At 66.1% G+C, this 18,033-nt stretch carries 16 protein-coding genes; 9 read left to right on the plus strand and 7 right to left on the minus strand.

The genetic code is table 11. The features are described from left to right. Genes WG898_RS06180 through WG898_RS06190 form a run of 3 tightly spaced genes read left to right on the plus strand, consistent with a single transcriptional unit; the run spans window position 1 to window position 1,415 of the window. Window positions 1-429: an acyl-CoA thioesterase gene (locus WG898_RS06180; RefSeq protein ID WP_339601884.1), complete on the plus strand. Its 429-nt coding sequence runs from the start codon at window positions 1-3 to the stop codon at window positions 427-429. Between the two features lie 3 nt (window positions 430-432). Next, window positions 433-840 (plus strand): RidA family protein, encoded by a 408-nt coding sequence (locus WG898_RS06185; RefSeq protein WP_339601885.1) that lies wholly within the window; start codon window positions 433-435, stop codon window positions 838-840. 50 nt (window positions 841-890) lie between these two features. Next, window positions 891-1,415 (plus strand): GNAT family N-acetyltransferase, encoded by a 525-nt coding sequence (locus WG898_RS06190; protein ID WP_339601886.1) that lies wholly within the window; start codon window positions 891-893, stop codon window positions 1,413-1,415. On the opposite strand, the gene WG898_RS06195 is transcribed toward WG898_RS06190, so the two are convergent. After that, window positions 1,412-2,593 carry an acetylornithine transaminase gene (locus tag WG898_RS06195; RefSeq protein ID WP_339601887.1) on the minus strand — a complete coding sequence of 394 codons (1,182 nt, stop codon included), beginning with the start codon at window positions 2,591-2,593 and terminating at the stop codon, window positions 1,412-1,414. The two genes, WG898_RS06190 and WG898_RS06195, sit on opposite strands and share 4 nt — an antisense overlap. A gap of 141 nt (window positions 2,594-2,734) precedes the next feature. Between WG898_RS06195 and WG898_RS06200 the strand changes: the two genes are divergently transcribed. Continuing rightward, window positions 2,735-3,709, plus strand: a complete 975-nt coding sequence (locus tag WG898_RS06200; RefSeq protein ID WP_339601888.1) for a GlxA family transcriptional regulator — start codon at window positions 2,735-2,737, stop codon at window positions 3,707-3,709. 32 nt (window positions 3,710-3,741) lie between these two features. Here the strand turns inward: WG898_RS06200 and WG898_RS06205 are convergent, their stop codons facing one another. Together WG898_RS06205 and WG898_RS06210 are read right to left on the minus strand one after the other, a co-directional pair. Beyond that, complete coding sequence (locus WG898_RS06205; protein WP_339601889.1) at window positions 3,742-4,536, minus strand: transporter substrate-binding domain-containing protein; 795 nt, start codon at window positions 4,534-4,536, stop codon at window positions 3,742-3,744. A gap of 141 nt (window positions 4,537-4,677) precedes the next feature. Continuing rightward, the gene (locus tag WG898_RS06210) at window positions 4,678-5,589 is read right to left on the minus strand and encodes a LysR substrate-binding domain-containing protein (RefSeq protein ID WP_339601890.1); all 912 of its coding nucleotides are present in this window, start codon (window positions 5,587-5,589) and stop codon (window positions 4,678-4,680) included. Between the two features lie 126 nt (window positions 5,590-5,715). Between WG898_RS06210 and WG898_RS06215 the strand changes: the two genes are divergently transcribed. Continuing rightward, window positions 5,716-6,906 (plus strand): acyl-CoA dehydrogenase, encoded by a 1,191-nt coding sequence (locus tag WG898_RS06215; RefSeq protein ID WP_339601891.1) that lies wholly within the window; start codon window positions 5,716-5,718, stop codon window positions 6,904-6,906. A 16-nt stretch (window positions 6,907-6,922) separates the two neighbouring features. Here WG898_RS06215 and WG898_RS06220 read toward each other — a convergent pair whose 3' ends face one another. Next, window positions 6,923-7,567 carry a substrate-binding periplasmic protein gene (locus WG898_RS06220; RefSeq protein ID WP_339601892.1) on the minus strand — a complete coding sequence of 215 codons (645 nt, stop codon included), beginning with the start codon at window positions 7,565-7,567 and terminating at the stop codon, window positions 6,923-6,925. A gap of 186 nt (window positions 7,568-7,753) precedes the next feature. Between WG898_RS06220 and WG898_RS06225 the strand changes: the two genes are divergently transcribed. Beyond that, window positions 7,754-8,620 carry a Rossmann-like and DUF2520 domain-containing protein gene (locus WG898_RS06225; protein ID WP_339601893.1) on the plus strand — a complete coding sequence of 289 codons (867 nt, stop codon included), beginning with the start codon at window positions 7,754-7,756 and terminating at the stop codon, window positions 8,618-8,620. A 1-nt stretch (window position 8,621) separates the two neighbouring features. On the opposite strand, the gene WG898_RS06230 is transcribed toward WG898_RS06225, so the two are convergent. The 3 genes from WG898_RS06230 to WG898_RS06240 form a co-directional block, all read right to left on the minus strand. Then, window positions 8,622-9,194 (minus strand): GGDEF domain-containing protein, encoded by a 573-nt coding sequence (locus tag WG898_RS06230; protein WP_339601894.1) that lies wholly within the window; start codon window positions 9,192-9,194, stop codon window positions 8,622-8,624. Between the two features lie 112 nt (window positions 9,195-9,306). Next, window positions 9,307-9,957: a substrate-binding periplasmic protein gene (locus WG898_RS06235; RefSeq protein WP_339601895.1), complete on the minus strand. Its 651-nt coding sequence runs from the start codon at window positions 9,955-9,957 to the stop codon at window positions 9,307-9,309. 191 nt (window positions 9,958-10,148) lie between these two features. After that, window positions 10,149-12,059 carry a glucokinase gene (locus WG898_RS06240; RefSeq protein ID WP_339601896.1) on the minus strand — a complete coding sequence of 637 codons (1,911 nt, stop codon included), beginning with the start codon at window positions 12,057-12,059 and terminating at the stop codon, window positions 10,149-10,151. A gap of 342 nt (window positions 12,060-12,401) precedes the next feature. Between WG898_RS06240 and glk the strand changes: the two genes are divergently transcribed. The 3 genes from glk to WG898_RS06255 all read left to right on the plus strand — a co-directional run bounded on the left by glk (window position 12,402) and on the right by WG898_RS06255 (window position 18,025). After that, complete coding sequence (gene glk, locus WG898_RS06245; protein WP_339601897.1) at window positions 12,402-13,415, plus strand: glucokinase; 1,014 nt, start codon at window positions 12,402-12,404, stop codon at window positions 13,413-13,415. A 299-nt stretch (window positions 13,416-13,714) separates the two neighbouring features. After that, window positions 13,715-16,408 (plus strand): TonB-dependent receptor, encoded by a 2,694-nt coding sequence (locus WG898_RS06250; protein WP_339601898.1) that lies wholly within the window; start codon window positions 13,715-13,717, stop codon window positions 16,406-16,408. 114 nt (window positions 16,409-16,522) lie between these two features. Further along, window positions 16,523-18,025 (plus strand): tryptophan halogenase family protein, encoded by a 1,503-nt coding sequence (locus WG898_RS06255; protein ID WP_339601899.1) that lies wholly within the window; start codon window positions 16,523-16,525, stop codon window positions 18,023-18,025. Window positions 18,026-18,033 lie beyond the last annotated feature (8 nt).

The raw sequence follows: 18,033 nt of genomic DNA on the forward strand, positions 1-18,033 counted from the left end.
ATGAGCTACCAACGACAGGAACTGGTGCGCTTCGGCCATTGCGACCCGGCCGGCATCGTCTTCTACCCGCGCTATTTCGAGATGCTCAACGCCTGCGTGGAAGACTGGTTCACGCAGGGCCTGGGCATCGACTATGCGGAGCTGCTGGGCCCGCGCCGCGTGGGCATGCCCACCGTGCAGCTGAACACCGAGTTCAAGCGCGTCAGCCGCATGGGCGATCTGCTGACCCAGACCGTCACCATCCGCAAGCTGGGCCGCACCTCGCTGACGCTGGACATCCGCTTTGCCGGCGCCGGCGGCGACGAGCGCGTCGCCTTTCACCAGGTGCTGGTGTGCACCTCGCTGCACAGCCACCTGCCCCAAACCTTTCCCGATGACCTGCGCGCCGCATTGGAGCTGTGCCTTGCGAGTGCGCCCAAGGAGCCCTGAATCATGACTGACAACAACAAGATCGTTCTTCAACCCGTCGGCTGGGCCACCCCGCGCGGCTATGCCAATGGCGTCGCCGCATCCGGGCGGCAGGTCTTCGTGGCCGGCCAGATCGGCTGGAACGGCCAATGCCAGTTCGAGAGCGACGATTTCGTCGACCAGGTGCGCCAGACGCTGGTGAACATTAAGACGGTGCTGGCCGAGGCCGGCGCCGGGCCCGAGCATATGACGCGCATGACCTGGTATGTGATCGACAAGCACGAGTACCAGGCGCGTGGCCGCGAGGTGGGCCAGGCCTACCGCGAGGTGATGGGCCGCGAGTTCGGCGTGGCGATGAGCGCGGTGCAGGTGGCGGCGCTGATGGAAGACCGCGCCAAGGTGGAGATCGAGGTCACGGCGGTGCTGGGCTGAAGGCCTTTCCATATTTCCTTCAACCCCGCAACACCAGGAGCCAGAGACAAATGCAGATCACCATCCGCCGCGCCCAAGTCAGCGATGCCGCCGGGTTTGCCGAACTGATGAGCCATCCCGAGGTGTTTGGCGCACTGCTGCAGACTCCGTACCCGACGCAAGAGCAGTGGACGCATCGCCTGCAGGACGGCGCCGCGCCGGGCAAGGCGGATCTGCAGCTGGTGGCGCTCAATGCCGAGGGCAGGCTGGTGGCCAGCGCTGGTTTGCACTCGGTGGGCGCGGCCCTGCGCCGGCGCCATGTCATGGCCCTGGGCATCGCGGTGGCGCGTGACGCCCAAGGCCAGGGTGTCGGCAGCGCCATCCTGCAGGCCCTGCTGGACTTTGCCGACAACTGGGGCCAGGTCTTGCGCGTCGAGCTGACCGTCTACGCCGACAACGCCCGCGCCATCCGCCTGTACGAGCGCTTCGGCTTTGTGCAGGAGGGGCGCATGAAGGCCTATGCGCTGCGCGACGGTGCCTATGTGGATACCCTGGCGATGGCGCGCCTGCATCCCAAGCCGCCGCGCTGGTCCTAGTCCAGCGCCAGGCGCAAGGCCGCCCTGAGCAGCTCCAGCGCCGCGTCGATCTCGCCGCGGGCGATGTTCAAGGCCGGCATGAGGCGCAGCAGATGCGGGCGCGGCGCGTTGATCAAGAGCCCGACCGGGCTCAGCTCACGCGCCGCGGCCACCACCGCGTCGGCCCTCTCGACCGGCAGCTCCAGCGCGCGCAACAGGCCGGCGCCGCGCTCGGCGACCAGGCCATGCTCGCGCACGATGTGCCGCAGCCCTTCGGCCAGATAGGCGGCGGACTCCCGGACCTGGGCGAGGAAGTCGGGCCGGCAGACCTCGCCCACCACCGCCAGGCCCACCGCGGCCATCAGCGGATTGCCGCAAAAGGTGCCGCCCTGGTCGCCCGGCTCGAAGCAGTTCAGCCGCTCCCTGCAAAGCAGCGCGGACAGCGGCACGCCGCCGCCCAGGCCCTTGGCCAGCGTCATCAGGTCCGGTTCGATATCGAACAGCTCGTAGGCAAAGGCCTGGCCGCAGCGGCCTATGCCGGTCTGCACTTCGTCGGCGATCAGCAGCAGCTGGCGCTCGCTGCAGAGTGCGCGCAGCTCCCGCACAAAGCCGGGATCGGCGAGATTCACCCCGGCCTCGCCCTGCACGAACTCGATCATCACGGCGACGCTGTCGGGCGTGATGGCGCGCGCGACCGACTCGATGTCGTTGAGCCTGGCCTTGGCAAAGCCGCCCGGCATGGGCGCATAGATCTGGTCCCAGCCCGGCTTGCCCGAGGCGCTCATCATGGCCAGGGTGCGGCCATGAAAGCCTTGCTCGAAGCCGATGATCTGGTGCGCGCCGCCGCGCATCTTGCGGCCCCAGCGCCGCGCCAGCTTGACCGCGCCCTCGTTGGCCTCGGCGCCGGTGTTGGCCAGGAACACGCGGTCAAAACAGCTCAGCTCGGTGAGCCGTTGCGCCAGCTCCAGCATGGGCCGGCTGTAGAAAGCCGGGCTGGGATTGAGCAGGCGCTGGGCCTGCGCTGCCAAGGCCTGCGCCACCACGGCCGGGCTGTGGCCGAGACTGTTGACGGCCCAGCCCTGTACCAGGTCCAGGTAGCGCTTGCCGTTTTCATCGCGCAGCCAGCTGCCCTGGCCTTCGGCGAACACGATCTCGGGGCGTGCGGTGATGGTGATGAGGGCTTGGTCGATGGCTGTCATGGCTCGGGCTGTCCTTTGCGTTTGCACTGCGGGGCGGTAGGCGGCAGGCCCGCAGTGTGCGCAAAGCAGGCCTTGGCAGCCATGACGCTGTTCCCACCTTTTCTGCCAAGGTGGCGGCAGCCAGGGCTGGCAGAATGCGCCATGGGCTGTCGCATCGTGTTCCTCTTGTTCCCCGGCTTTCAGCAGCTGGACCTGGCGGGGCCCATGGCCGTGTTCGAGCTGGCGCGCCTGCAGCGGCCGGGCAGCTACAGCTGGCGTTTGGCGGCGAGCAAGGCGGGCAGCGTGCGCAGCTCGGCGGGCGTGGACTGGCCCGTTCAGTCGCTGCCGCGCTCATGCGGCAATGTCGATCTGGTGATGGCGATCGGTGGTGACGGCGTGGACACTGCCTGCCGTGACGCGCAGCTGCTGCGTTGGCTGCAGCGCGCCGCCCAGCGCGGCGCGCGCATCGCCAGCATATGCAGCGGCAGCCTGCTGTTGGCGGCCGCTGGTCTGCTGGACCAGCGCAGCGCCACCACGCATTGGTCACGCAGCCGCCAGTTCGCGAGCGAGTTCCCCTCGGTGCGCCTGCAGCCGGATCGCATCTATGTGCGCGAGCCCGCCGCGCATGGCCACGCGAAGGTGCGGCCCGAGCTCTGGACCAGTGCCGGCATGACGGCCGGCATCGACCTCTGCCTGGCCCTGGTGGCGCATGACTGCGGCGAAGAGGTGGCGCGCGAGGCCGCGCGTCAGCTGGTCGTGGAGCGCCGCCGGCCCGGCGGACAGTCGCAGTTCTCGCCCCTGCTTGAGCTGCGCCAGGCCGAGGGGCGCTTTGGCGAGCTGCTGGACTACATCCGGCTCAACATCGGCCTGGAACACCGCGTCGAGCAGCTGGCCGAGCGCATGTGCATGAGCCCGCGCCACTTTGCGCGCTGCTTCCGCGCCGAGACCGGCGCCACGCCTGCCCAGGTGGTGGAGCGGCTGCGGGTCGAGTCCGCCCGCGTGGCGCTGGAGGCGGGCCAGCCCTCGGTACAGCGCATCGCCGCGGCCGCGGGTTTTGGCAACACCGAGCGCATGCGGCGTTCCTTCCAGCGCCTGCTGGGGCGTGCGCCGATGGCGTTTCGCAAGGCGGGGGGCTGAGCCGCCGTTTCACATTGGCAGGCCGAACCTTGTCAAGGTGCAACGAGCACGCCGCGAACGCCGGCCCCCTCGATCGCGCGCTGAACCAGCCCGCGCTTCTTTGCCTCGTCCACGAATGCCCGGAGGTAGGCCAGGCCGGCCGGATCGCGGCCCTTCGGGATCGACAGCGCCTGTTCCTCCGTGCCGGGGCGTCCGTCCAGCACCAGCGATCCAGGGATGCGCGGAGCGATGTCGTACAGGTTCGTCTTCTGGGCGCCTATGACGTCGGCATCGCCCTGCCTGAGCAACTCGATCAAGGCCGACAAGTCGCGACCGCGAACGATCGAAGCGTGCATAACCGTTCCGGTGAGAGCGAGGTCGGAGGAGCTGCTCGCCACGAGCGCCAGACGTACACCCTGACGGTCGACCTCGCTGAGCGATCCGATGCCTGTTCCTGCCGGCACGAGGTAGCCGTATTCAACCACGAGGTGTGGCTGAGCAAAGTCAAACAGGGACTGACGTTCCTGCATCACCCCCAGGGAGCCGACGTCCCATTCCCCCGCTTGGCCTGCCGCCAGGTACGCCTTTGGATTGGGATACACGATGGGCTGGTAGGCCACACCCAGACGCGCGGCGAGTTCCCGCCCCAAGTCATGCGACACGCCCCTCAACTCACCGGAGTAGGGGTGACGAATGGCGTGGACCGGAACGCTGATGAGCCCGACGCGGAGCGCCCCCGTCGGCGCGAGCGCACGGCGGGCCGCTTCGCCTGGAACCTCTGGGCTGACTGCGCAGGCAGCGATCAGCAGCGAGAAAAGAAAGCTAACGGCAGTTCGCTTGAACGACATGGCCCACCTTTCGCGTTGCGCCAGGCGGCGCCGTCAATTCGACGACGCCGACAGGGGCGACCATGCGATGCTAGCCTGCGGCACTGCCGGCGCAAAGCAAGACTGGACAGGGCGCTGCCACGACCGCGGGCCGCCCCAGCTTCAGCCGCCACGCCTGGCCGCCAGAAACGCCTCCCGCAGCGCCGGTGCCGAGTTCTGCCGCCAGGCCGCAAAGACGCGGCTGCGTTCGATGGTCTCGGCCAGCGGCTTGAACACCGCGCCCTGGATGCCGGCGTCCTTGAAGGCCGCCGGCACGATGGACACGCCCAGGCCGCGCGCCACCAGCGACACCACCGAGAGCCAATGCCGGCCCTCGTGCTGCAGGCGTGGGTAGAAGCCCTGCTGGCGGCACATCTCGATGATGCGGGCGTGATAGTCGGGCGAGCCGCGGCGCGAGAACAGGATGAAGGGCTGCTCGCTGAGACTGGCCAGCGCCACGCGGCGCCTGGCCGCGGCCGCATGCGTCGCCGGCAGGCAGGCCAGGAAGGGCTCGTCATAGAGCGCCTCGCAGGCCAGAGCCTGCGGCAGGCGGTCGGTGTGCAGCAGGGCCAGATCCAGCTCCTCCTGCAGCAAGGCCTGGATCTGGTCCTGCGAGTTCAGCTCGATCACCACCACCTCCACGCGCGGATGCGAGGCCTGGAAGGCCTGCAGCCAGGCCGGCAGGCCATGGAAGAGGGTGGAGCCGACGAAGCCCAGGCGCAGCCGGCCCACCTCGCCGGCCTGCACCTCGCGGGCCTGGGCGCAGGCGTCCTCGAAGCGCCCCAGCAGGGCCTGGGCGCTGCTGCGAAAGCTTGCGCCCGCTGGCGTCAGGCGCACGCCCTTGCTGTCGCGGTCCAGCAGGCGCGCGCCCACCACCGCTTCGAGCTGCTGCAGCGCCACCGACAGTGGCGGCTGCGACATCGCCAGGCGCTGCGCCGCTCGGCCGAAATGCAGCTCCTCGGCAAGGGCCAGGAAGTAGCGCAGATGGCGCAGTTCCACGCGGGACAGGGCGGCGGCAGCGGCGGAGGTGACCATATTCCTTGCCTATCGTTGAATGGTTAGAGAGTATTGGACACGAATCGTCGCGCGGGGAATACTGGCGCGCAGACGAGCACCGGGCCAAGCCCTGGTGCAGGGCAGACCTCACAGGAGACGAACATCATGGCCAGCAAGGCAAGCTTCCATTGGGACGACCCGCTGCTGCTGAACGAGCAGCTCAGCGACGACGAGCGCATGGTGCGCGACGCCGCCGCCGCCTACTGCCAGGAGCGTCTGGCGCCGCGCGTGCTGGAGGCCTTCCGCCATGAGCGCACCGATGCGGAGATCTTCCGCGAGATGGGCGCGATCGGCCTGCTGGGCCCCACCATCGCCCCCGAGTACGGCGGCCCCGGCCTCAACTACGTGGCCTACGGCCTGATCGCCCGCGAGGTCGAGCGCGTGGACTCGGGCTACCGTTCGATGATGAGCGTGCAGAGCTCGCTGGTGATGGTGCCCATCAATGAATTCGGCAACGAGGCCACCAAGCAGAAATACCTGCCCAAGCTCGCCAGCGGCGAGTGGATAGGCTGCTTCGGCCTGACCGAGCCCAACCATGGCTCCGACCCCGGCTCCATGGTCACGCGCGCCAAGAAGGTGGCGGGTGGCTACAGCCTGTCGGGTTCCAAGATGTGGATTACCAACAGCCCCATCGCTGATGTTTTCGTGGTCTGGGCGAAGGAGTCCGACGCCAACGGCGTTGGACAAATTCGGGGTTTTGTCTTGGAAAAGGGCTGGAAGGGCTTGAGCGCCCCCGCCATCCACGGCAAGGTGGGCCTGCGCGCCTCCATCACCGGCGAGATCGTGATGGACGAGGTGTTCTGCCCCGAGGAGAACGCCTTCCCCGAGGTGCGCGGCCTGAAGGGCCCGTTCACCTGCCTGAACAGCGCGCGCTACGGCATCGCCTGGGGCGCCCTGGGTGCGGCCGAGGATTGCTGGCACAAGGCCCGCCAATATGTGCTGGACCGCAAGCAGTTCGGCAAGCCGCTGGCCGCGAACCAGTTGGTGCAGAAGAAGCTGGCCGATATGCAGACCGAGATCACCCTGGGCCTGCAGGGTTGCCTGCGCCTGGGTCGCATGAAGGACGAAGGCACGGCGGCGGTGGAGATCACCTCCATCATGAAGCGCAACAGCTGCGGCAAGAGCCTGGAGATCGCCCGCACGGCGCGCGACATGTTGGGCGGCAACGGCATCAGCGATGAATTCGGCATCGCCCGCCATCTGGTGAACCTGGAAGTGGTGAACACCTACGAGGGCACGCACGATATCCATGCGCTGATCCTGGGCCGCGCGATGACGGGCATCGCGGCGTTCTGAGTAAACGTCAGGCCAGCTATTTGTAGCGCGCCAATACCTCGGCGATACGTCCGGAGGCGCGCAGCGCCTCCATGGCCGCCTGCATCCGCTGCACCGCCTGCTCGCTCAGGTCCTTGCGCGCGTAGAGGGTGTAGCGCTTTTCGTTGACCACGAAGGGCGTGCCGAAGTCGGCCGTGACCACGCGTGCCTGGCGCATCGCGTGGCTGAGCAGATAGTCCGACGAGATCACCGCGTCCAGGCGGTCCAGTGCCAGCATGCGCACGCCCTGGAACGGGTCGGTGATGCCGAACTTGCGGATCTCGGGGTCGTTGTTGATGCTGTCGGCGTAGAAGGCTCCGCGCGCCACACCCAGCAGCTTGCCGCGCAAGTCGGCCACGCCAGCGATGGCAGAGGCCTTCTTGCTCAACACCACGAACTTGAATTCGTGAAACGGCGCCACCCGCTTGCCGATGGCATCCAGATCCGGCCCCTCCACCGCCACCACCATATCGGCGCTGCCATCCGCCAGGGATGCAGGCAGGCGCACATAGGGGCCCACGTTGACATCGAATGCGAGCCCCAGCTTGTCCTCCAGCAGGTGCAGGATGTCATGATGCATGCCGTAGAGGGCCGCTTCGGCGCGCATGGTGTAGGGCGCCACGTCATTGAGCAGTACGCGCATGGGTGGCTGCGCATGCGAACCCAGCGAAGGCAGGCACAGGGTGGCGAGCAGTAGGCCAAGGCGCCAGCGTGCTGAATGGTTTGGCGGGTGCATGGAATGCAAGTCGATGACCAGGGCCTGAATCAGTGTAGTGGCAAGAGGCCGGGCAACCTCGGCGCGCCGCCAGCCAGCGAAAGCGAGTTCACCATGACAACAACATCAAGCATTGCCTTCATAGGGGCCGGCCGCCTGGCGCAATGCCTGGCACCGGCGCTTGCCGCGGCGGGCTGGCCGGTGCTGGCGGTGGGCAGCCGGCGCAGCGAGACGGCGCTGGCGCTGGCCGCGCGCCTGCCCGATTGCCAGGCACTGCCGATGGCACAGGCGGCGGCCACGGCCGAGTTGGTCTTCATCACCACGCCCGACGACGCGATCGCCGACACGGTGGCCGCCTTGCCCTGGCGGCGCGGCCAGATGGTGGTGCATTGCAGCGGCGCCACGCCGCTGGACGCACTCGACGCGGCGCGCGCCGCCGGCGCGCTGGCGGGCGGCTTTCACCCGCTACAGATCTTTTCCGACCCCGAGAGCGCGCGTGCCCTGCTGGCCGGCACCAGCGTGGCGATCGAGGCCGAGGACGAAGGCTTGCGGGCGCTGCTGCATCGGCTCGCGCATGACATGGGCATGAAGCCCTTCGGCTTGCCGGCTGGCAGTCGTGCGGCCTATCACGCGGCGGCCAATCTGGCGGCCAGCTTTATGCTCTCACTGCTGGACGAGGCCTGCCAGGTCTGGGCCGCGGCCGGCCTGCCGGCCGAGCAGGCGCTGCAGGCCTTGCTGCCGCTCTCGTGCGGCACCTTGGCGGCAGCACAGCAGCGCGGCCTGGCGGGTGCGCTCTCAGGCCCGATCTCGCGCGGCGATGCGGCCGTGGTGGCCGGCCACCTGCAGGCGCTGCAGCCCCTGGGCCATGCGGACTTTTATCGGCAGTTGGCGCTGCGCCAGCTCAGCCTGGCCGAGCAGGCCGGTCGCCTGGACGCATTGGCGCTAGCGCGCCTGCGTCAAGCCCTGTCGCACAAGCGCTGACTCAGACGCTCGGCCACACCCCAGCCTGCACATCCAGGCGTGTGTACCAGTCGGAGGGCAGGGTGCCGGCCCAGACCAGGTTGTGGTGCGGCAGCAGGCGCTTCTTGGCAAAGGTCATGCGCGCATCGGCCAGCGAGAGCAGGCTGCGTGCGCTCCAGTCCTTGCCGGCCGGGCTGGCGGCCACGCCCAAGGTGATGGTCAGGCGCGCCGGGCTCTCGGTAGCTGCAAACGTGGCCTCGACGGTGGCTCGCAGCTGCTCTGCCACGGCCGAGGCCGCCACCACGTCATGGCCAGGCAGCAGCAACACGAATTCGTCGCCGCCAAGGTGACTCAGCGTGGCGCCCGCGGGAGTGTGGGCGGCCAGGGTCTGGGCCAATTTCAGCAACGCCGCCTGTGCGGCTTCGCTGCCCTGGCTGTCCTGATAGGCCTTGAAATGGTCCAGGTCCAGTGTCAGCAGGGAGAGCGCCTTGCCACTGCTGCGCGCCTGCGTCGCGGCTTGCTCCAGTTGTTCCAGCATGGCCTTGCGGTCGGGCAACGAGTTCAAAACTACATCCATGGCCATGGCAGCGCTCATCGCAGGCTCCAGAGTATTGATGGGCCATGCTAGCACCGGGCCACCGGCACAAAGCCACCATTTTCCCTAGGACTGCGCCGCCCTTGATCCCGGCCAATGAGGGCGCAAGCGCTCAGTCGTTGAGCACGAAACGGCGCCGCATGTCTTCGCTGTCGCGGGCTTGCTCCACGGCCTGCCAGAGCTGCCGAGCTTGGCTCGCATACTGCTGCATGAATGCCTTCGAGAAGGCGAGGAAATAGTTCTTTTGCAGCAAGGGTGGGCCGGCGAGCTCGGCCCCTTCGGGCCATTCGGGCGGCGTGGTGCGGCCCGCCATATGCGATTGACTCATCAGCAGACCCTCCACGCGACCGAGTTCGAACTTCTTCAGCAAGGCGGCAGCTGTCAGGGCGCCGTCGTCAACCTTCAGGCCCATGGCCCGCACATGCTCGGCAATGGAATAGCCATGCTGGGCCCCCAGGGCCCCTTGCAGATTCCGGAATTGCTGGCCGTCCCAGCTCAGACTGCTGCCACGCGGGCGCAGCAGCACGTAGCCAAGGCTGTACATGCGTTTGCTGCGGTCTTCGCTGCCGTCGGCCAAGGCCGGAAAGACCATGGTGGACGCACGCTCCGCGGTGATGCTGGCGCCCATCACAGCGTCTTGTTCGCCCGCAGCGACGTCACGCAGGCAACGCAGCCAGGGCATGGCCTCAAACCTCAGCTTCAAGCCGCTCCAGCGTTGCGAGGCGGCCTGCATGATGGCAAAGCCAATCTGCGTCGAGTCCACCGGCCCGAGGGTTTCGTTGTAGCAAACACGCAGGACTTGCGCGGCTGCACCGCCTTGGGCTGCATGCGGTGACCTGGGGGCCGCGGCGGCGCAGCTCGCCGCGAGCAGCAATATCAACCCGGCCCTGCGGCAGTGCATTCCGCTTGTGCAATGCCTCTTCAACGCCATGCGTGAACCGGATGTTTGCGCGTTCAGCGGCTGTGCGAGGTCAGCTTGGCCAGCGGTGATGCCAGGCTGATGCCGGGTGCGGCGCGGCGTGCGCGTTGCGGGCTGGGGGTGGGATCCTGCTCATCCAGGTCGGCCTGCGCCGAGCCGCTCAGCAGCAGGCCCACGCCGTCGGGGCTGCGGCGCATCGCCACGCCCACGGTGAGGATGTCGATCACCAGCAGGTGCAGGATGCGGCTGACCATGGGCAGATGGGTGGAGACGTCTTCCACATGGTCGACGATCAGGGCCGCATCGGCCTTGCGCGCCAGTGGCGACTGGCTGGCGGTGATGGCCAGGATGGCGGCACCGCGTTCGCGTGCCGCCTCGGCCACCGCCATCAGTTCGGGCAGCTTGCCGCTGCTGCTGATGATGACCGCCACGTCCTTGGGCTTGAGCGTCTGCGCGGCCAGCAGCTGCAGGCGCGGATCGGTGTAGGCGCCGCTGGAGATGCCGAAGCGCAGGAACTTGAACTGCGCATCCTGCGCTACCACGCCGTAATGGCCGACGGCGAAGAACTCCACGCGCGGCGCGTGCACCAGCAGCTCGATGGCGCGGTCAATCATGTCGCGGTTCAGCTGGCTGCGCACCTGCAGGATCGCCGAGGCGGTATTGCCCAGCACCTTGGCGCCCAGCTCGATCATGCTGTCGTCGTTGGTGACCTGGGTGTGCGTGAGCGGCACCGTGCCGGTGAGGCCCGAGGCCAGGCGCAGCTTGAAGTCAGACAGACCCTCGCAGCCGAGCGAGCGGCAGAAGCGGATCACGGTGGGCTGGCTCACCGCCGCGGCGCGCGCGATCTCGGCGATCGGGTCGTTGAGCGCCTTGCGCGGATGCGCCAGGACATGCTCGGCCACGCGCAGCTCGGCCGGCGAGAGCTCGCTGCGGGCGCGCCGGATCTGCTCCAGGATGGCCGAGCCCGGCGCTTGCTCGAGGCTGCGCAACTGCGCCTGCAGGATCGCCGAGGCGCCCTTGAAGGTGGCATGCTCGGCGGTGATCACAAAGGTCGGGATCTGCGCCACATAGGCGCTGAAGCGGCCCTTTTGCTCGAAACGGGCGCGGAACTGCGAACGGTCGAAATACTCGCCCAGGCGCGGCACGATGCCGCCGCCGATATAGATGCCGCCCAGGGCGCCCAGCGTCACCGCGAGGTTGGCCGCGGCCGTGCCCAAGAGTGCGCAGAACAGCTCCAGGGTCTGCACGCACACCGGGTCGCTGGCGTCCAGCGCGCGTTGGGTGATGTCGGGCGCATGCAGCTCCTGCGCGGGCGCCTGCAGATAGTCGGCCATGGCGCGGTACATCAGCTCCAGGCCGGGGCCGGAGAGCAGGCGCTCGAACGAGACATGCTCGAACTCCTTCCAGGCATGGCGCAGCAGCGCGATCTCGCGCTCGTCGCGCGGCGAGAAGCTGGTGTGACCACCCTCGGTGCCCAGCGCAATCCAGCCGTCGCCGGCCGGTATCAGGCCCGACACGCCCAGGCCCGAGCCCGAGCCGAGGATGCCGATCACGCTGTTGGGGCGCGCTTCGCCGCCGCCCACCTGGCGCAGCTCGCTGCCACGCAGGCGCGGCAGCGCCATCGCCAGTGCGGTGAAGTCATTCACCACCACCAGGGTGTCCAGGCCGAGGCGCTGGCGCATGTCCTCGATCGAGAACTCCCAGTGGTAGTTGGTCATGCGTACCTGGTCGCCCTCCACAGGGTTGGCGATGGCGATGGCGGCATGGGCGATGCGCACCGCCGGCAGGCTGCCCAGGTAGGCGCTTACTGCGGCGTGGAAGTCGGCGTGGTCGGCGCAGCGCAGCGATGAGATATGACCGAACTCGCCCGGCGCCGTCTCCAGCGCGAAGCGGGCATAGGTGCCGCCGATGTCGGCGATCAACCGGGGGCTGTCGAAATCAAGCATGAATGAAAGTGTGATGCGCGGGCTCGGGCGTTGGAGGGCGAACGGCGCTGGGCCATGAGCGCGTGATTATGGCCGCGCCCGTCCGTGCTGCCGAAAGGGTTCGCCCCAGGGCCGGTTCGGGCAGCGCAGGCCATGGAAATGTAGTGCGACTACAGATTGGATTCAATGGAGCCGGGTGATGAGAGCGCCGAAATATTGGCGCGGTTTGGGGTGAAGAGGCCGTTTTCTTCAGTGAAAACCCGTGAGATGAAGCTGCCTGGGGCTGCATTTCTCGCTCAGCCCTTGTGTTGGGGATGTAGTTTTGCTACCTTTCGGGCCGTACACAAGACGCCGCTGGAATTGATGACCGTGCCCCATCTGTCGAACAACGCAAGCCCGAGCGCTCAGGCCTATCCCTGGTTGGTCGCCGATGTGGGCGGCACCAATGCCCGCTTTGGCTGGGTGGCCGGCCCGGATGCGGGGGTGCAGCATGTGCAGGCCCTGTCGGTGCCGGCGCATCACGGCCTGGCGGAGGCGGCGCGCGCCTATCTGGCCGGGCTGGCGGGCCGGGTGCCGGCGACTCGGCCGCGCCGCGCCGCGCTGGCTGTGGCCACCGCAGTCACCGGTGACTGGGTGGACTTCACTAACAGCCACTGGGCGTTCTCGCGCCAGCAGCTGCAGGCGGAGCTGGGGCTGGAGGCCTTGCTGGTGTTGAACGACTTCGAGGCGCTGGCGCTGTCGCTGCCAGGCTTGCGTGCCGCGCAATTGCGCGCCCATGGTGAGCTGCCCCTGCCAAGCGGTTGCCTGGCAGTCATCGGCCCGGGTACCGGGCTGGGTGTTGCCGGCGTGGTGCAGACGGCGCATGGCTGGGTGGCGCTGCCGGGTGAGGGCGGGCATGCCACGCTGGCCGCCACCAATAACTTCGAGAGTGAGTTGTTGGCGCTGGTGCGCGAGCAGTACGCCCATGTGTCGGCCGAGCGCCTGCTGTCGGGCATTGGCCTGCCGCTGCTGCATGGCGCGATGGCGCGCCTGCTTGGGCAGGCGCCGCTGCAGGCGTTGAGCCCTGAGGTGATCGTCGAGCGCGGGGTGGCGGCGCAGGACGAGTTGTGCGCACGCACGCTGGATCAGTTCTGTGCCTTCCTGGGTGGCTTTGCCGGCAATGTGGCGCTCACGCTCGGCGCGCGCGGCGGCGTCTACATCGGTGGCGGCATCGTGCCGCGCCTGGGCGAGCGCTTCTTTGCTTCCGAGTTCCGTCAGCGTTTCGAGGCCAAGGGGCGCTTTGAGTCCTATCTGCGCGGCATCCCGAGTGCCTTGATCACCGACACCCTGGCGGCCCTGGGTGGCGCAGCGCTGGCGATCGAGCAGCTGGGGGCTTAGGCCAGTGTTCGCATGGGTCTGGGCAAGCGTGTAGTCAAAGTACATGCGCGACGCCTGCCAAATCCGACAAAGGGTGCTGAAGGTCATGAAATATAGGCAATAACCCTTGGTTACCGGATGGAATGCTCGAAAAATGTGGCGAAAAAGTGAGATTAAGGGTTTGTGTTAGCTAGTCTTATGATCTAGTTTTAGTACAAAATTCCTGTCATCGTTGGTTCTGGATTCCCTGTAGGCGCGTCGCGCGTCGAATCTCAGCAGGGGCATGTGTTGTTGTGGCAAGAAGCTTCAGGAGACAAGCAATGAAGAGTTCGCAGATAACGAAGCGCGAGTTGTTCCGGGTCAATCCCGTCACGGCTGGCTGCATGGTCTTGATGATTGCTGCCGGTGGGGCGCAAGCGCAGACCACCGACAAGCTCGACACCGTGGTCGTGACCGGTATCCGCAAGGGCATCGAGGAAGCGATCTCGGTCAAGAGGAACTCCGATTCCATCGTTGAGGCAATCTCGGCCGAAGACATCGGCAAGCTGCCGGATTCGAGCATTGCGGAATCGATGGCACGCCTGCCGGGCCTGACCGCGCAACGCGTTGCTGGTCGCGCATCGGGCATCAACATTCGCGGCATGTCGCCGGACTTTTCGACCGCGCTGCTGAACGGCCGCGAACAGGTCAGTACCGGCGACAACCGCGGCGTCGAATTCGATCAATACCCCTCCGAGTTGCTCAGCGGCGTGGTGATCTACAAGACGCCTGATGGCGCTCTGATCGGTCAAGGTCTCTCTGGCACGGTGGATCTGCAGACCGTGCGGCCGCTGAACTTCGGCAAGCGTACGGTGGCAGTGAACCTGCGGCGCGAGAAGTCGGGCGTGGGCACTGAGTTCACTGGCACCGGTGACCGTTTCAATTTCTCCTACATCGACCAATTCGCTGATCGCACCGTTGGCGTGGCACTGGGTTTTGCGCGCCTGAAGTCCAATGTGGCTACCGCGCGCAACGAGACCTACAGCACCGACGACAACTTCAGCTACAACGGCGCGACCATCAAGGTCAACAACGGCTTCAAGTTCTTCAACGACGATACCAAGCAGACCCGCGACGGGGCGATGGGTGTGTTCGAGTTCAAGCCGAACAAGGACTTCCACTCGGTGGTCGACCTGTACTACTCGAAGTTCGACAAGGACGTCGTCAAGCGCGGCCTTGAGATCCAGGTTGCTGACAGCTGGAAGAGCTGCTGCGACAACCTCGCCTTCCAGGTGCCTTCGCTGGCGCCCGGCGCGGTGGTGCAGGACGGCCGCCTGATCAGCGGCACCTGGCAGAACGTCAACCCCTTGTCGCGTCACATTTGGGAGCCTCGCAAGGATGAGCTGAAGTCGGTGGGCTGGAACTCCAAGCTGCGTTTCGACGACAAGTGGACCGGTGTGGCCGATTTCAGCCATTCCTCGGCCACCCGTGTCGAGCAGATTGCCGAAATGGAAGCGGGCGTGTACGACACGGTGCTGAAGCGTCCCATGCCCGAAACGGTGACGGTTTCGAACTACAACCAGATCACGGCGCTGCAGTATGACCATGGCAATCCGGCCATCATCCGCCTGACCGACCCGGAATCCTGGGGTCAGAATGGCTACAACAAGGTCTTCCACACCGACGACCGCATCAATGCGGTGCGCCTGACGGCGGAGCGCGAGCTTGAGGGCTTCTTCAGCAAGGTGGACTTCGGCATCAACGTGGCTGAGCGCAAGAAGGCCAAGTCTGCGGCCGAGGAGTTCCTGCGCCTGCCCAGCGGCAGTTCGTCTGGTGGCGCGCTGCCTGCCGAGACGAGCACCATCGCGGTGGGTGGCACTGCCTTCAATTCGATCTCCTTCAATCCGGCGTCGGTCTATCCGTCGGCCTATACGCTGACTCCGAATGTGCACGGCGACATTCTGAAGAAGGGCTGGGATGTGAAGGAGAAGACGAGCACGGCGTTTGTGAAGGCCGGCATCGATTCCGAATTCCTGGGCCTGCCCCTGCGTGGCAATGTGGGCGTGCAGGTGCTGAACACCGACCAGAGCTCGACGGCGCCGTCTTTCAACAGCTCAGATGCGTCCAAGTTCACCATGGTCACGGTCGGCAAGACCTATACCGACGTGCTGCCCAGCGCCAACCTGAATCTGGACATCGGCAACCAGCAGTCGCTGCGTATGGGCCTGGCGCGCGTGATTGCGCGGCCTCGCATGGACCAGTTGAGCGCATGGCAGAACACCCGCATCGATGCGGGCAAGTTCAAGGGCGACGGCGGTAACCCGAAGCTGGATCCTTTCCGCGCCGACGCGATCGATCTGTCGTACGAGAAATACTTCGGCAACAAGGGCTACTTCTCGGCCGCGGCGTTCCACAAGACGCTGAAGAGCTATATCTTTGACTACAAGGACATGGCCTTTGACTTTGCCAACCTGCCCGACCTGAAGGGCGCGGGCATTCCGCCGGCGACCTTCGTCGGCGAGTACTCGCAGCCTCGCAACGGCAAGGGTGGCAAGATCAACGGCGTGGAGCTGGCGGTGTCGGTGCCCCTGAATCTGCTCACCGACATGCTCGACGGCTTTGGCGTGGTGGCCAGCTATGCCAACACCTCGAGCGCGATCAAGCCCTTTGGCGATGCCGATACGCGCTCGCTGCCCGGCTTGTCCAAGCGCGTCTCGACGCTGACCGCCTACTACGAGAAGTACGGTTTCTCGGCCCGCGTGGCACAGCGCTCGCGTTCGGACTTCCTGGCTGAAATCCAGGGCTTTGGAGGCGATCGGGATCTGGGCAAGTATGTCAAGGGCGAGTCCATCGTCGATGTGCAACTGGGCTACGAATTCCAGAGCGGCCCGGCCAAGGGCTTGTCGTTCCTGCTGCAAATCAACAATGCCAACAACGCGAAGTACCAGGAGTACACCGACCCTGTGACCAAGCTCATCAGCAAGACCGACATTTACGGCAAGACCTATCTGTTCGGCGCCAACTACAAGTTCTGAGCGAGCCTGTAGTCTTCTGACACCCGCGTCGGCATGCCTGCCGACGCGGGTTTTTCACATAATGAACGGCTCGCCAACGGTGGGCCTTGCGTCTGGCTTCACGGGACATAGAGCATGAGCAACTCTCACATCAAGGACATCGTCATCGTCGGTGGCGGCACCGCTGGATGGATGGCCGCTGCCGCACTGTCCAAGGTGCTGAGTCCGGCATGGAATATCGTGCTGGTCGAGTCGGAAGAGATCGGCATCGTGGGGGTGGGAGAGGCTACGATCCCGCTCATCAACATCTACAACTCGGCCCTCGAAATCGACGAGGCCGAGTTCATGCGCGAGACCAAGGCGACCTTCAAGCTGGGCATCGAGTTCGTGAACTGGGGGCAGTTGGGCGACTCCTATATTCACGGTTTCGGGCCCCTGGGCCCCGATATCGGCATCACCAAATTCCATCAATACTGGCTCAAGCTGAGGCAGTCGGGCGAGGCCGCGGCGCTCGAGAACTACTCCATCAACATCCTGGCGGCGCGCGCCAACAAGTTCATGCGCGCGCGCAAGGATATGGGCAACTCGCCGCTGGCGGAGATTGCGCATGCCTTTCATTTCGATGCGTCGCTGTATGCCGCGTATTTGAGGCGCTATGCCGAGGCGCGCGGCGTGCGCCGCATTGAGGGCAAGATTGCCGGCGCCACCACCCGACCCGACGACGGCCATGTCGACGCCGTCGTGATGGAGAGCGGCCAGCGCATCACGGGCGACTTGTTCATCGATTGTTCGGGTTTCCGGGGCCTGCTGATCGAGCAGACCCTCAAGACCGGCTATGAGGATTGGTCGCATTGGCTGCCTTGCGACCGTGCGCTCGCGGTGCCCTGCGAATCGGTGGAACCACTCACGCCATACACGCGCTCGACGGCACGCGACGCCGGCTGGCAGTGGCGCATTCCGCTGCAGCACCGCATCGGTAACGGCCATGTCTATGCGAGTGGCTTCACCACCGATCAAGTGGCCGCTGATCAACTGCTGACGAATCTGGACGGCAAGCCGCTGGCCGATCCGCGCCTGCTGCGCTTCACGACCGGCAAGCGCAAGAAGTTCTGGAACAAGAACGTCGTGGCGGTGGGCCTGGCAAGTGGTTTCATGGAACCATTGGAGTCGACCAGCATTCACCTGATCCAGTCCACCATTTCCCGGCTGGCCACCTTCTTTCCGGACCAGAGTTTCAATCCGGCGGACATCGACGAGTTCAATCGGCAGGCTGACTTCGAGTTTGAGCGCATTCGCGATTTCCTCATCCTGCACTACAAGGCCACGCGTCGCGATGACAGCGCGTTCTGGAACTACTGCCGGAACATGCCGATTCCCGACACCTTGCAGGCCAAGATCGAGCTGTTCGAAAGCAATGGCCGGGTGTTTCGCGAGGCCAATGAGATGTTCTCGGAGATCAGCTGGGTCGAGGTTTTCCTTGGCCAGCACATCGTGCCGCGCAGCTACCACCCTCTGGTGGATGCGATGGACAAGGGCAAGATCATCGATTTCATGCGCAATGTCGAGACCACCATGAAGCGCTGCGTCGAGGTAATGCCCTCGCATGCCGACTTCGTACAGCAGTACTGCCGCGCCTGAGCCAAGGC

Origin of the sequence: Paucibacter soli, assembly GCF_037482845.1 — a bacterium.
Classification (GTDB): Bacteria; Pseudomonadota; Gammaproteobacteria; order Burkholderiales; family Burkholderiaceae_C; genus Paucibacter_B; species Paucibacter_B soli.